This is a genomic window from Streptomyces actuosus (assembly GCF_016921115.1).
In the GTDB taxonomy this organism is placed as follows: domain Bacteria; phylum Actinomycetota; class Actinomycetes; order Streptomycetales; family Streptomycetaceae; genus Streptomyces; species Streptomyces actuosus_A.
In genome coordinates this window covers 26880-39899 of the sequence record NZ_JAFFZS010000003.1, presented here as the reverse complement: position 1 = coordinate 39899, position 13020 = coordinate 26880, and the positions used below count along the sequence as shown (strand labels likewise).

Genomic DNA, 13020 nt, shown 5'->3' with positions numbered 1-13020 from the left:
CGACGGGACCAGGAGGGCGCGTCCGCCCGGGATCCGTGGCGCGTCCCCCGGGGTCCACGAGGCGCACAGCGGAGATTCGGGGACGCACGACCGTGGCGCCGCCGCCCCGCCGAGGACCGCACGAGGAGGGTGATCATGAAGTACGCGGACATGGTCAGAACAGCGGGCGACAGGATCGGGTTCATCGACCTCACCGAGGCCGAGCAGACGCTCCGGGCGGTCCTGCGCACGGTCGCCGAGCGGGTCCCCGCGGGCCTGGCGGATCACCTGGCCGCACAACTCCCGCACGAGCTCGACGGTGCGCTGCGGCCCGCCGACCCGGCCGCGGAGGCGGGGCATCCCCGCTCCGTCGGCGAGCGCTTCGACCTCACGACGTTCGCGGGCCGTGTGGCCTGGCGCGCCGGGGTCTCCGAGGACACAGCGCTCCGGCGGTCGGCCGCGGTGCTGGAGGTGCTGGACGCGGCCGTGGCCCCGGAGTCGATGGAGAAGCTCGCCCGTGCCCTGCCGCTCGACATCCGCGCACTGCTCCCGACGGCGCGCGCCTCGGGGCCGCCTGGCGCGTAGGCGAGGCCGGTCGTGCCGACGCACCGGGGCAGCAAGGCGGCGAGGCGGCGGTACCCGGACCGCCCCGAGGGGCCTGACGGCTGCCGGCGCCGTGGCCACGCCGACGGCCGTGAACCGTGCCGGCGCGTCGTCGGCGGTGCCGTGCCGCGAGCGCTCGGGCCGCGGGCCGTACTCTGCGAGGCGCCCGCCTAGACTGGACGGACAGGCCCGGACCACCTCCGCGGTGCTCCGGTGCGGGAAGGCGGTGGCGTCCCATGGCGTACGTCGCGGTCAGCGCGCTCAGCCATCCCGGTCTGCTGCGCGAGCGCAACGAGGACAGTCTCGCCGTCGGACCGTGGACGCTGTGCGCCACGGTGACCGAGAACCCGCAGACGCTGGTCTTCCCGCTCGGCACCCCGCTCGCCGTCGCCGTCGCCGACGGGCTGGGCGGACATCCCGGCGGTCACCTGGCCAGTTCGCTGACCGTCCGCCGGATCGCTTCACTCGGGCCGGTCCTGGACAGTGCGGACGCGGTGCGCGAGGCTCTGCGCGACTGCAACCGGGCCGTGTTCGAGGCCGGCAGAGGGGCCGAGGGCGGGGATCTCACCGCGATGGGCACGACCGTCGCCGGCATCGTGGTGCAACCCGAGTCACTGCTGGTCTTCAACGTGGGCGACAGCCGGGTCTTCGCCCACTCCCCGGACGGGCTGCGGCAGATGAGCGTCGACGACAGCCCACCCCTGCGGCCGGGGCAGCGCACGACCTCCATGGTCACCCAGTGCCTCGGCGGCAGTCCCGGTTTCCAGGACGTGGAACCGCATGTCACCGCCGTGCCCCGCACGCCCGGCGAGCGTTACCTGTTGTGCAGTGACGGTCTCACCGATCCGGTGCCGCCGGAGGTGGTCGACGAAGTGCTGTACGAGCACGACGACGGCGGGGCGGCCTTCGCGCTGTGGAAGGCCGCGATCGAAGCGGGCGGACCGGACAACATCACCGTCGCGCTGGTGCGCACAGGGGACGAGTAGCAGGACCGGGAGGAGTGCAGCGGCCTCGCTCAGGCCGGGCCCGGCATCCCGGTGCCCTGGAGGCGCTCCAGGTCGGACGGGCGGACCTGGATCACCACCAGGGCGATGACCGCGGCGATCGCGGCGAAGATCGCCGCCATGATGAAGGCGGACGAGACGCCCGCGGTGAGGATCTCGTCGGACCAGGGCGGCGGGAGCTCACCGGTGCGCTGGAACCGCAGCCGTTCGGCCGGCGTGGCCTGGGCGAGGAAGTTCGGGATCTGCGTGTCCGCCTCGTTGCCGCTGGCGGTGCCGAACATCGTGACGAGGATGGACAGTCCGAGCGAACCACCGACCTGCTGGGTCGCGTTGAGCAGCCCGGAGGCCGCTCCGGTCTCCCGGACCGTGACGTTGGACAGGGCCATCAGCGTGAGCGACACGAACTCCATGCCCATGCCGAGGCTGAAGACGAGCATCGGCCCGAGAATGCTGCCCGCGTACGTGGAGTGAACGTCCGTCAGGGTCAGCCAGGCCAGCCCGCTCGCCGCGAGGAGGGCGCCCACCACCATGAACGGCTTGGGCCCGAACCGGGGCAGGAAGCGGGAGGCCAACCCGGCGCCGATCGCGATGACCGCGCTCACGGGCAGGAACGCCAGGCCGGCCCGCAGCGGGCTGAAGTCCAGCACGTTCTGCACGAAGAGCGTGAGGAAGAAGAACATGCCGAAGATCGAGGCGGCCAGGCACAGCATGATGCCGTAGGTGCCTGCCCGGTTGCGGTCGGCGAACATGTGCAGCGGGGTGATCGGCTGCCGCGAGCGCCGCTCGACCAGCACGAACAGACTCAGGACGGCGACGGCCGCGGCGAAGGAGGCCAAGGTGATGGCGTCGCGCCATCCGTCCTGCGCCGCTCTGATGAACCCGTAGACCAGCAGCACCATGCCCGCGGTGGAGGTGAGCGCCCCGACGACGTCGAAGTGGCCGGGATGGCGTTCGGACTCGCGGATCCAGCGGGGTGCGGCCAGGGCGATGAGCACGCCGATCGGGACGTTGACGAACAGGACCCAGCGCCAGTTCAGCCACTCGACGAGCATGCCGCCGGCGAGCAGGCCGATCGCGCCGCCGCCCGCGGAGACCGCCGCGAACACCCCGAAGGCCCGGTTGCGCGCCGGGCCCTCGCGGAAGGTGGTGCTGATCAGCGCGAGGGCGGTCGGCGAGGCGATGGCACCGCCGACGCCCTGGAGCGCGCGGGCGGCGAGGAGCTGAGCGGAGCTCTGGGCGAGGCCGCCGAGCAGTGAGGCGAGCACGAACAGCAGCACGCCGATGATGAACATCCGCCGTCTGCCGAGGATGTCGCCCGTGCGGCCGCCGAGCAGCAGCAGTCCGCCGAAGGTCAGGGTGTAGGCGTTGACCACCCAGCTCAGGCTGGTGGTGGAGAAGTTGAGGGCGCTCTGGATGTGGGGCAGAGCGATGTTCACGATGGTGATGTCGAGCACCACCATGAGCTGACAGGAAGCGATGACGAGGAGAGCCATCACGCTTCCGCCGCCGTCCGCTCCGTGCGCGGTGGTCGACGGAGCGGAGGTCGGCTGGGGGCCGCTGCTCATGACATGTTGCACCCTCGGCGGATCGGTTCCCCGGGCCGGGCGCTCAACGAACGCCGGCGTCCACTACGGGCTCCACCGTTCGACCGTACGCCCGTGCCCGGACCCCCACCACTGGATCAACCTGCGGCGATCCCCGCCCCCGCGGTCCCCTCAGGACCCCAGGAAACTCATCCTGACCTGCCTCCCCGCCCGGCGGCGTCGCCAACGACGACGTGAGGCGTCCGTCGTACGGCCGCGTTCGCGCGCGGACGCCTGGCCTCCGAGAGACCTCTCGCGGATGTACTCACGTTCGGACCCGGCCATGCCGGCGAAGAAGGTGAAGAGGGCCCCGTGCTCGGGACGGGTCATAGCCGCCTGGCGCGCCCTCCATCCGACCTTCGCCGGTCCTCTCCATCGGGTTGCCCAGGGTGCCCTGGCACCAGTCGTGCACGTTGTTGTGGGCGGTCATTTCCAGACCATCGACCCTGACGCTGCCCCCCATCACCCTTCCGTAGGTGAATGGAGGTGGGTCGCTGCAGGAGGCCGTCGATGATCGACTGGGTCGGAAGGGCGGCCGTAGGCTTTCCGTTCGGCTTGACACCGGGCGTCGGACGGTTCACGCCGGAGGGTTGCCATACCCAGTCGGGGCGCGCGTGGTCATGGGCGTAGTCCCAATACGGCATCGTGACGTTCGGGTTGACGGTGCGCAGCAGGTTCTCGAATCGAGGCCGTAGGCACGGTGCCAGGGCAGGAAGCGCTCCGCCCCAACCGAACCCAGGGCATGGTCGATCAGGTCAGCGGCTCCGGGGTCACCGACTCCCTCACCGTCCGCTGGGAGGTTCACACCGACGGATCGCTGCATCTCTACGATCAGCGCGACCTCACCGGCTGGATCGGGCTCGACGCCGGCTACTTCACCAGCTGAGGCGACATGGACGGCGAAGGTGTCCCGCTCGGCGATGTGCACCGGGCGGCTCGCACCTCCGCGGCCGTGGGCAGACCGGCAGCCCTTGCGCGCCGAGGCACGGCGTATGGCGGGTTCCGCCGGGCTGCGGCAGTGCTGGGCGGGATCATCGCCGGGTGACCGAGACGGCCCGCCTGGGGCCCGCATCCTGCCGGCGAGACCTCGGCCTCGTCGCTCGCCGTCGTCACCACGGTCGGCAGGACTGTCCGCGGGACTGCCCGCTTCGGCGTTCGGCGGAGGGGCCGTACGCTGCGAAGCCGTCCCGGCGGCCGGCGAGGAACGGAACCCGTACGCCGCCCGTGAGGTGCTTCAGGTCTCGTCCAGCCTGCTCCGCCTGACGCCGTCGGTCGCCGCTCGTATCCCGCGGGCGCGGCCGATGCCGTGGCCCAACGGGAGAAGGAGACCGGTGACCCCGTAGGCATCGTTCTCGTTCCCCGCCCCGGGCCGCCGACCCAAGCCACCGGGCCAGCACCGAGGCGGCTCCTCATCATGCAGGAGCTCCCGTCGGCAGATTCCCCTCAGCCGATCGCCGTCGGCGAGGGCGTCCGCACCACGTCATGGCACCGATCGCCCGGCACAGCAGCACGTGCCTGGAACTCACCGGAGCCGACGGCACCGCGGCGCCCGGTGGTCCTGCGGCGGTCGTCGCAGACTGGCGGGCGACGGCCCCCGGCCATGTGAGCACGGCCCCACCGGCTACGGCATTCCTCACTGTCCGCGTTCACCTCGTGATCCGCTGATGTGGGCGAAGCGCCCCCCGGTGTTATTCAATGAGGTGTGCGGTCAGGGATCTCGGGGCCCCGTCGCACGGGTCCGAGTACAGCCCCGGCGGTGCGCCGGGGATTGCTGAGAGAGCCGCATGGACTCCACACCCACCCCTTCGTCCTCTTCGCCGTTCGACATGGTCAGCAGCGCCCTGGGGCGCTACATCCCGTGCGGCGGAGCGGCAGCGGCCGCCGGTTCTGCCGACGTGCAGGGGGATCGCACCACCAGCCAACACGTGCCCGACAACGCGGCAGCCGGCCGACAGGATCAGATTCTCGGCGCGGTCAACCTGGACCGGGATCTGAGAATCACCCGCTGCAATCTGGACGCCCCCGTATTCGCGGGTCTGGACGCCGCTGCCGGGAGTCGTTTCGTCGATCTCCTGCCACCAGGGGACGTACCGACGGTCACACGGCGGTTGCGGCAGGTCCTGGAAACCGGTGAGGCACACGTCGCCCGGATCCAGCGCCTGCGGCGCGGCGACGGATCGGAGCTGGTGGTCTCGCTGAGCATCCTGCCCGCCGCGGCGCCTGAGGAAGGCCTGACCGTCTCCGTGATCGCCATGGCCAGGAGGCTGCACCTGTACGCCGCCGAGACCGCGATCGGCACCTCGCTGGACATCGGTGAGACCGCTCAGTCGCTGGCCGAGTCCCTGCTGGCTTGGGGAGACGTGGCCGCCGTCGACCTCGACTTCGCCGTGTGGACAGGCGAGGGAGTATCCGAGCAGGCGCATGGACGCATCCGGCTGCGGCGGGCGGCCCTGGTGCCGGACCGGGCATGGCCCGAGGGCTACGTGACTCCGGGCGACGATCTTCCCAGCGACGCCAGTCGCCTGCTGGCGCAGGCGGTACGGCGGGACGATGCCCCGCAGGCCATCGTCATACCCGACCGGGAGGCGGTCGAGCGGATACTCGGCAGTCCGCGAGTGATGCGCGCCCTGGTGCCAGGTGACCCGTCGGCGGGTGTGGCATGCATACCGCTGGTCCTGGACGGTGCGCCGCCTGTCGTACTGGGCGTGGCGGAGGTCTGGCGGCGGGCGGACTCCCCCTTCCGCGACAGCGAGCTGTTCGACCTGCAGGAACTGGTGGCCAGGACCGTCCATCACGTGGACCTGGCCCGTCAGCACCAGCGCGAGCACACGCAGGTGCTGGCACTGCAGCGCCGGCTGCTGCCTCGGACCGGCGGCGACACCATCGAGATAGCCAGCGTCTACCAGCCCGCCACCCCCGACAGCGCGGGCGTCGGCGGCGACTGGGTGAACAGTTTTCCGCTGCCGGACGGCCGTACCGCGCTGGTGGTCGGTGACGTCGTCGGGCACGGCCTGGGAGCCGCGGCAACCATGGGCCAGCTGAGCATGGAGGCCCGCGCGCTGCTGTCCGCGGGTCTGGGACCCGACGAGGTGCTGGAACACCTGGACGAGACCGTGACGGTGCTGGACGACGCGGAGTCCGGGCTGGCGGCCGGCTACAGCGCCCTCGGGTCGACCTGCTGCATCGCCCTCTACGACCCGGTCAGCCACCACGTGGCGCTGTCCAGCGCCGGCCACCTCCCCCCGGTCCTGGTGTCCCCGGACGGGCACGCCAACCCGCTCGCGGTGCACCCTCATCCCGGCCTGGGCGCCGAGTTCGCGCTGCGGGAGCCGTTCGACGTGCACACTTTCGGCGCACCCCCGGGCTCCCTGCTCGTTCTCTATACCGACGGCCTGGTGGAGGATCCAGCGCTGTCCATCGACGAGGCTGTCGACAGGCTCGCGGACGCCGTGTCCACGGTGCACCCCTGGGACGCCCTGCAGCAGGCTGCACGGCGCGTCGTCTCCGCGCTGGCGCCCGTGCGCCAGCGCGACGACGTGACCCTGCTGCTCGCTCGCATGATCGGCTACCGCAAGGGGGACACCGCGACCTGGCGTCTGCCCGCCCGCGACGACGCGCCCGCCCGTGCCCGCGCGCAGGTCTCCACGCTGCTGCGGCGATGGCACACCAGGGACGACACCTTGGACAATGTGTCGTTGCTGGTCAGCGAGCTGGTCACCAACGCAGTCCGCTTCGCCGGCGGTCCTGTCACGGTACGGCTGATCAGGACCGGTCACGGCCTGCTGTGCGAGGTGGGCGACACCGGCAACGGCAGGCCACGTCTGAGCCGGGGCGGGCTCCTCGACGGCGGTCGTGGCCTGCAGATCGTGCACAGGCTCACCACCCGGTGGGGGGTGCGGTGGACGGACACCGGCAAGGTGGTCTGGGCGAAAGTCGCGGGGTGATGCGGCTGCGGGGCGGGGGCGCGGCCGACGTACGGGAGCGCGGCGAGGGTACGGGCGGCGTACACGTCACCCGGGGGCGCCGACCGTACGGTCGGCGCCCCCGGCGGTACCGGTGTCGTGACCGGTGATACGGGCGGCCCGTTTGCCGGTACCGGTGGCGCGGGCTCGCACTACAGCCACTCCCCCTCCAGGGCGGTGGCGGTCAGGCCCGGTGCCGCCGCGTACAGGACGGCGCGGCTGCCCGACCTCTGCCCGGCGTCGTGCGCCCGCCGCATGATGTCGAACACGGCGGCGCCTCCGCGGTTGCCGCTGGTATAGCTGTCTCGGCTGTGGTCCAGCAGCCCAGACGGCCACGCGTCGGGCATCGTCTGCTCCATGTACTCCAGTACCCGGGTCCCGCCGGGATGCGCCAGCAGCACGTCGGGGTGCCAGGAGTCGGGGTGGTCCTGGTAACGGACGCGCAGCCAATCCCACATCGCGGTGACCGTCTCCTGCACGGCGCGCGGGCCACGCCGGTCCATCACGAAGTGGGTGCCGTCCGCCCGCGTGTCCAGACGGTGCAGGTCGCGGGTGCCGGGCAGGGTGTGGTGCCACGCGGCGTCCAGCCGCAGCACCGACTCGCGCCGCGGGCGGCCCGTGACCACCGCGGCGACCGCGGTGTCCGCAAACAGCAACCGGACGATCAGAGACTCGAGAGTGTCGTCCGCGGGCTGGTAGGTCGTGCTCAGCGCCTCCGCGATCACGACCAGGACCACCCGGTCGGGATCCGCAGCCACGAGGTCCGCCGCCAGCGCCAGGGAGCGGGTCCCCGCGATACAGGCCCACTGCGTCGCCGGCAGCAGCATCACGTCGTTGCGGAGCTGAAGCTTGTCGGCCAGGGCGATGTCCAGACCCGGCAGCGCCGGGGTGGTGGAGTTACTGGTGATCAGGCAGTCGATGTCCGCGGCGTCCAGCCCGGCGATCTGCAGGGCCCCGCGCGCCGCACGCTCCCCGTAGGACTGCACGGCCTCCCAGGCGGGCGCGGTGCGCTCCTGGACGGTCTGCGGCGCGGGTATCGCCTCAAGTGCGGCGATCACGCGGTCCACGTCCTGCTGGGTGAACCCGTCGCGTGCCAACGCCTCTTGGGCCGGCCCGATGCCGACAGCCCCCAGGCCGCCGCTGTTGCCGGGCGCGACGGCGGCCTCCAGCGGCAGCATCCACCCGCGTGTCTCGATGCCCGTGCCGGCCGCGATGCCGTCGATCCGCATCGCCCACGCCGCGTGCGGATGCCGGTCGCGCACCTCCGCCACGATCTGGCTGGTCTCCACGGCGTGTTCGCCGTGTATCACGGCAGGAGGACAGAGGTAAGCGGCCATAATGGGGCACCTTTCCAGGGGAACCAGCAGGAGTGTCACGCGTGCTGCGTCATGGGCCACTGTGGAACTTCGCGCCCAAGAGGTTGTCGATGGGCTCCACTTCGGGAGTCGCTGTCCGTTTCGAGCATGGACGCTAAAGGGACATTTCCGCTGTGATGCAGGCAACTTGGGCAGCGCCTGGAATGCGTGACACGGCACACACCGCGGAAACAGGGCCCTCAGAGCGGTTCCGCAGGCCTTACCCGACTCACCGTCAGCCAGGACCACCACCTGTCGACAACTGTCCGACACGACGGGCGGCAGCGGACGGCGTCCCGTGGGGAGTTCGGCCATGGAGGCTTCGGAGAGGCAGCGGCTGCCGAAAGCCTGCCGTTCATAGCGGAGTTCGGCCAGGGCGGCGGCGATCCGGTCGACGGCGACGGGATCGAGGGCGACCTGGACGACGTCGGCTCGGCGTTCGATCTCCCGGTTCGGTCCACCAGGGGATCGGTGGACCATGTCTTCTTCCAGTGGGCCGCCGGGAAGTCCGCGTCCAGCAGCATCGCCTCGACCTGGGGAAACCAGCGTCCGAGCATGTCAGCGACCACGCACAGCGGGTGCGGACCGCCTCACCGGTGGTCTGTACGAAGCCCGTCCGGACGGCCGCCGCCACCTTTCCTCCCGAACCCCTTTCGATCACGGAGAAGGGGTCCGGCACGAAGTGGATCCGGCACCCTTGCCAGGCCGCGCCGAGGAAAACGGTGCGGATCGCGGCCACCAGCCCGACGTGGCTGCCGGAGATCGCCCTCCGCATCGATCACCACCGCGGGCCTGCGGCTCGGCCCTGCCTCGTCCACCGCGCCCAGAGGCCCGGTCTTCCGCAAGCCCCGCTCTGCGCGTCCGCTGGGACGTGCCGGCGCAGCGCTGACTCGAAGCCGGGTCACTCCTGCGTTGCGCCATACCGGCACCGCCGAAGAAGGCCAGGACGACATGACCACCACCCCGCCGTGTGCGGCAACGTCGAACGGTGATTGGCTGTCCCCGGTTCCGTCAGCCAGTCCATCCATGGAAAGGTCCCAGCCATGAGCAACCCCTACGCACTCGAGTACAAGGTCGTCACCTTCCGCGAATCACTGATCGGGGACGCACTGGACGGCGACAAGCTGGAGAAGGTTCTGAACAAGCACGCCGAGGACGGCTGGGCCGTCAAGGCGATCACGTCCGCCGACGTGAAGGGCCGTATAGGCCCCGGTGCGGTCGAGGGTCTGCTCCTCACTCTGGAGCGTCCGCGCCGCTGACGGCTGCGGGTCCTGCACAGCACGGTGAACGGCAGGCTCCGTCGGACCCGGCAGTCTCGCGCGTACGGGGCCTGGGCCACCGGGCTCCAGGGGCCCAGAGGACGCAGATCGCTCAGCGCGAACCGGCGCATCGGACACCGCCGGCGTGACGGCGACGAGCGCCCTGTACTCCAGGGCCGGAACACGCCCGTCGAAAGACGGTGTTCGCCGTCGCACGCGCCGACAGACTCGCGCTGAGTCGTTGGGGTCCACCATCGCGTCCGGGCCGCGGACGGCTGTGCCGCGGCCCGGCGCGCAGGCGCGGCAAGACGAGGTGAACCGCAAACCACCTATGGACCAGAAACTCAGTGGGTTCACTCGCTGAGGAGGTAGCGGACGTGCGGGCCGCCGGAGTACCCGCGCACCATGTGGGGCTGACGTTGCCGGCGGTGGAAGAACCTGCGGGTCCCCCGCTGGGGGTCTTGATGGTGCCGAAGCCGTCCTGAAACTCCGTGCCGTCGCCGCTAACGGTGATCTTGGCGCCTACTGGAAACACCACCTCACCGAGGAACACCGAGGCCTCCACCCACCCCATGACCAGGCCAGATACACCCTCACTGCCTGACCGCGATCTCACTCAGAACGAGCCGCACCCCTTGAGGAAAGGGCCGCATGAAGACGGTGCTGGGCACACACAGGCACGTGTGTGTGCCCAGCACCGTCTGTGTGGGCGGTCAGATGAATGCGACTGCGGCGGCCCCGCCGAACGCAGCCAGCACGTATGCCAGCGTCTCCTGCCAGCCCTTGAGCGGCTTCTTGTCGCCGTGTGTGCTGAGAAGCATGACGGAGTTGGCGGCGTAGCCCGGAACCAGGACACCGAGAACGCCGAGCAAGCTCAGCGTGCCGACGCTCCACTCGAAGTCGATACCACTGAACACAGCTTTGGCGACCAGCGCCAGTGCGGCGACCGAGTACACCAGGCCGGGTCCGATCCTGATGTCGTCACGCTCCCGGGGTGCCGCTTCACCCTTCTTGTGGTGGCGCCAGTGCCGCCGTTCGGTGCCGAGACGGGCGAGCAGCATGATGATGATCTCCGCAGCCAGAACGGCAACAGAGACTTGTTCAAGAGTCACTTGTCCACCTCAGACAGTGTCAGGTGCAGGCTTTCTGAATGGCGCTGATGCCGATGAACGCCTTTACGGCTTCCCGCTCCTTTGAACCTACATGCTTGCCCTTCATGAAGCGCCAGAGGATCGTGGCTGTCTTCTTGGCGCCGTAGCTCTTGAACAGCTTGACGGCGCGGGCCACTCTGACGCCGGAGCCGGCGGGGACGAAGGAGATCAGCACCCCTGCCACAGCCGCGGAGCAGCCAACAATGAACTTGGTCTTGCCCCACCAGCCGAAAGCAACCATGGGAGCCTTCTCACCGCTCTCGGCAGCCAGGTTCTGGAGAGTGACGTGGCGGACCTTCTCGTTGGCCAGGACGGGCAGCATGGCGGCTTGAGCGTCAGCATCGCCGGGGTAGGCGGCCTCGGCGATCTGCTGGGCGGTGGGCGTTGCGGGCAGCGCCGCAAGGCGGTCGCGCAGGCCGTTGGCGTCGATGGTGCGGGTGAGCGAGATCTCCAATGCGTTGGCAAACTGGCTCTCGCTGATTCCGAGTTCGGCTATGCCGTCGTCGAGGATCTTGCCCTGCTCCAACTCATCGGCGGTGAAGTCGCCTTGGACGCTCCGGCCAGTTGCATCGGAGTCCTCGTCGCCTGCCACGACGGCGGCCGCGGACGTGGCGGCAGTGCGAGGAGTGGCCTCAGCCCCCTGCGCCCCGGTGCTGGCGGCGAAGACCGCACCGGCCGTGAGAGTGGAGACGAGTACAGCGGCGCGCGTGAACATGGTGCGGTTGATCGTTCTGTTGGACATGTGCCCGAAGTTCCCCATTCTGGGCTACTTTTGGGTACGGCGGAACGACCCCTAATCCCCGTATGAACGGAAAGGGGTGCGCGTACCCGAATGGTCGCGGACCACTCCATCACACCAAGATCATGACAGCTATGACGAAAGACACACTCCCGCCTCAACTCTTCCTCAACTACGCATGTGGTCAACAAACGTTGTGAAAGCCTCTGGCCGGAACAGCACCCACCACCGGCCCGAGCGCGGAAGGCCAAGCTCGGGCCGGTCACGCGACGCGAGCTGGACCCCTGGTCGCTCCGACCATGTGGGGCAGGGCGTTTGGGGTGGGGCGGGCGCGGTGGGTTTCATGGCTCATCGCCGACCGCCTCGCCATAGCGCGGAACACTGGGGGCTTGACGGCGCCGAAGCCGTGCTGGTGCTTCGAGCTACCACCCCAACGGGGCCTCGAAACGTACTGGCCATTCCATGTCGCTCAAGGACATCGACGGCTCTATCTCACCGGCGACTAGGAGGGCTACACCCGCACCGCTGATCGCCGAGCCCACTCGAAACGAGCCGCACCCAAGCGAATTCGTCCCATGTGGCCTAGCGATCAGCCTGCCCGCGGCATCAAACGTGTACGTCAGCGTGCGCCCGTTGAAATCCGTCTCCGCGATCAGCCGGCCAGCCTCGTCAGGTCCGTCACCGCGAGCGGCCGGGCTCCGTACTCGTCCCACTCCGTACGGGTGACATGCCCGAGCGGGTCCGTCCCTTCCACCACCATCCTTCCGGCATTGTACCGGTGGACCGAGACATTGACCCTGCGAGTCCGTGTACGACGTGGTGCGGGCGGTGTTGTCGTAGGTCAGGGTGCCGGAGAGGATGCCGTCGACGCCGACCAAGGGGCATTGGGTGCGGCTGGAATTCGACGCTGCAGGTCCAGCACATGCATCAGCCGAGGAAGCTCAGCCGCACCTGACGGTTGGCGTTGTCCTTGTTGGTGTCCACCAGGCACACCGACTGCCATGTCCCGAGCTCCAGCCGGCCTCCCAGCACCGGAAGCGTGGCATGCGGGGGGACGATGGCCGGGAGGACGTGGTCACGGCCGTGTCCGGGGCTGCCGTGGCGGTGCTGCCAGCGGTCGTCGGCCGGGAGCAGGGTGTGCAGCGCGGCGAGGAGGTCGTCGTCGCTGCCGGCGCCGGTCTCGATGACGGCGAGGCCGGCCGTGGCGTGCGGCACGAAGATGTTGAGCAGACCGTCACGGCCCGCCGCCGCCTCGCGCAGGAAGGCCTCGCAGTCACGGGTGAGGTCGACGACCCGCTCCGCGGAGCCGGAGGACACGTGAAGGACCCGGGTGGTGAACACATCTGCCATGCCACCATCGTGGACCATACGACCGGCCGAGCGCC

The 13020-nt window shown here is 70.1% G+C and carries 11 protein-coding genes and 2 pseudogenes; 5 read left to right on the top strand and 8 right to left on the bottom strand.

Translation table 11 applies throughout. The features are described 5' to 3' along the window. Window positions 1-135: 135 nt before the first annotated feature. Both JS756_RS05270 and JS756_RS05265 read left to right on the top strand, forming a co-directional pair. Window positions 136-564: a DUF2267 domain-containing protein gene (locus JS756_RS05270; protein WP_205381755.1), complete on the top strand. Its 429-nt coding sequence runs from the start codon at window positions 136-138 to the stop codon at window positions 562-564. 254 nt (window positions 565-818) lie between these two features. Then, entirely contained in the window at window positions 819-1568 is a 750-nt protein-coding gene (locus JS756_RS05265; RefSeq protein ID WP_205381754.1) for a PP2C family protein-serine/threonine phosphatase, read from the top strand. Between the two features lie 29 nt (window positions 1569-1597). Here JS756_RS05265 and JS756_RS05260 read toward each other — a convergent pair whose 3' ends face one another. Both JS756_RS05260 and JS756_RS38020 read right to left on the bottom strand, forming a co-directional pair. Next, complete coding sequence (locus tag JS756_RS05260; protein WP_205381753.1) at window positions 1598-3151, bottom strand: MFS transporter; 1554 nt, start codon at window positions 3149-3151, stop codon at window positions 1598-1600. 344 nt (window positions 3152-3495) lie between these two features. Further along, window positions 3496-3813 carry a hypothetical protein gene (locus JS756_RS38020; RefSeq protein WP_205382064.1) on the bottom strand — a complete coding sequence of 106 codons (318 nt, stop codon included), beginning with the start codon at window positions 3811-3813 and terminating at the stop codon, window positions 3496-3498. Window positions 3814-3869: 56 nt separating this feature from the next. Between JS756_RS38020 and JS756_RS05250 the strand changes: the two genes are divergently transcribed. Next, complete coding sequence (locus tag JS756_RS05250) at window positions 3870-4055, top strand: hypothetical protein (protein WP_240203318.1); 186 nt, start codon at window positions 3870-3872, stop codon at window positions 4053-4055. Window positions 4056-4953: 898 nt separating this feature from the next. Next, complete coding sequence (locus tag JS756_RS05245) at window positions 4954-7113, top strand: SpoIIE family protein phosphatase (RefSeq protein ID WP_205381752.1); 2160 nt, start codon at window positions 4954-4956, stop codon at window positions 7111-7113. 170 nt (window positions 7114-7283) lie between these two features. Here the strand turns inward: JS756_RS05245 and JS756_RS05240 are convergent, their stop codons facing one another. Together JS756_RS05240 and JS756_RS05235 are read right to left on the bottom strand one after the other, a co-directional pair. Beyond that, the gene (locus JS756_RS05240; protein ID WP_205381751.1) at window positions 7284-8468 is read right to left on the bottom strand and encodes a beta-ketoacyl-[acyl-carrier-protein] synthase family protein; all 1185 of its coding nucleotides are present in this window, start codon (window positions 8466-8468) and stop codon (window positions 7284-7286) included. A 279-nt stretch (window positions 8469-8747) separates the two neighbouring features. Beyond that, window positions 8748-9264, bottom strand: a pseudogene (locus JS756_RS05235) (transposase); the annotation flags it as partial. Window positions 9265-9529: 265 nt separating this feature from the next. Here JS756_RS05235 and JS756_RS05230 point away from each other — a divergent pair. Beyond that, window positions 9530-9745 carry a DUF4177 domain-containing protein gene (locus JS756_RS05230; protein WP_205381749.1) on the top strand — a complete coding sequence of 72 codons (216 nt, stop codon included), beginning with the start codon at window positions 9530-9532 and terminating at the stop codon, window positions 9743-9745. Between the two features lie 713 nt (window positions 9746-10458). Here the strand turns inward: JS756_RS05230 and JS756_RS05225 are convergent. The 4 genes and pseudogenes from JS756_RS05225 to JS756_RS05210 all read right to left on the bottom strand — a co-directional run bounded on the left by JS756_RS05225 (window position 10459) and on the right by JS756_RS05210 (window position 12985). After that, the gene (locus tag JS756_RS05225; protein ID WP_205381748.1) at window positions 10459-10857 is read right to left on the bottom strand and encodes a hypothetical protein; all 399 of its coding nucleotides are present in this window, start codon (window positions 10855-10857) and stop codon (window positions 10459-10461) included. 19 nt (window positions 10858-10876) lie between these two features. After that, complete coding sequence (locus JS756_RS05220) at window positions 10877-11638, bottom strand: hypothetical protein (RefSeq protein ID WP_205381747.1); 762 nt, start codon at window positions 11636-11638, stop codon at window positions 10877-10879. Window positions 11639-12192: 554 nt separating this feature from the next. After that, window positions 12193-12306, bottom strand: a pseudogene (locus JS756_RS38520) (RHS repeat domain-containing protein); the annotation flags it as partial. A 256-nt stretch (window positions 12307-12562) separates the two neighbouring features. Beyond that, window positions 12563-12985, bottom strand: coding sequence for a YjbQ family protein (locus JS756_RS05210; protein WP_205381746.1), 423 nt, complete (start codon window positions 12983-12985; stop codon window positions 12563-12565). Window positions 12986-13020: the final 35 nt, after the last annotated feature.

Excerpts from the sequence above, each read along its gene's own strand:
- JS756_RS05270 (WP_205381755.1), top strand. The coding sequence starts at position 136 with ATGAAGTACGCGGACATGGTCAGAACAGCGGGCGACAGGATCGGGTTC.
- JS756_RS38020 (WP_205382064.1), bottom strand. The coding sequence starts at position 3,813 with ATGCCGTATTGGGACTACGCCCATGACCACGCGCGCCCCGACTGGGTA.
- JS756_RS05220 (WP_205381747.1), bottom strand. The coding sequence starts at position 11,638 with ATGTCCAACAGAACGATCAACCGCACCATGTTCACGCGCGCCGCTGTA.
- JS756_RS05260 (WP_205381753.1), bottom strand. The coding sequence starts at position 3,151 with ATGAGCAGCGGCCCCCAGCCGACCTCCGCTCCGTCGACCACCGCGCAC.
- JS756_RS05230 (WP_205381749.1), top strand. The coding sequence starts at position 9,530 with ATGAGCAACCCCTACGCACTCGAGTACAAGGTCGTCACCTTCCGCGAA.
- JS756_RS05240 (WP_205381751.1), bottom strand. The coding sequence starts at position 8,468 with ATGGCCGCTTACCTCTGTCCTCCTGCCGTGATACACGGCGAACACGCC.
- JS756_RS05265 (WP_205381754.1), top strand. The coding sequence starts at position 819 with ATGGCGTACGTCGCGGTCAGCGCGCTCAGCCATCCCGGTCTGCTGCGC.
- JS756_RS05210 (WP_205381746.1), bottom strand. The coding sequence starts at position 12,985 with ATGGCAGATGTGTTCACCACCCGGGTCCTTCACGTGTCCTCCGGCTCC.
- JS756_RS05245 (WP_205381752.1), top strand. The coding sequence starts at position 4,954 with ATGGACTCCACACCCACCCCTTCGTCCTCTTCGCCGTTCGACATGGTC.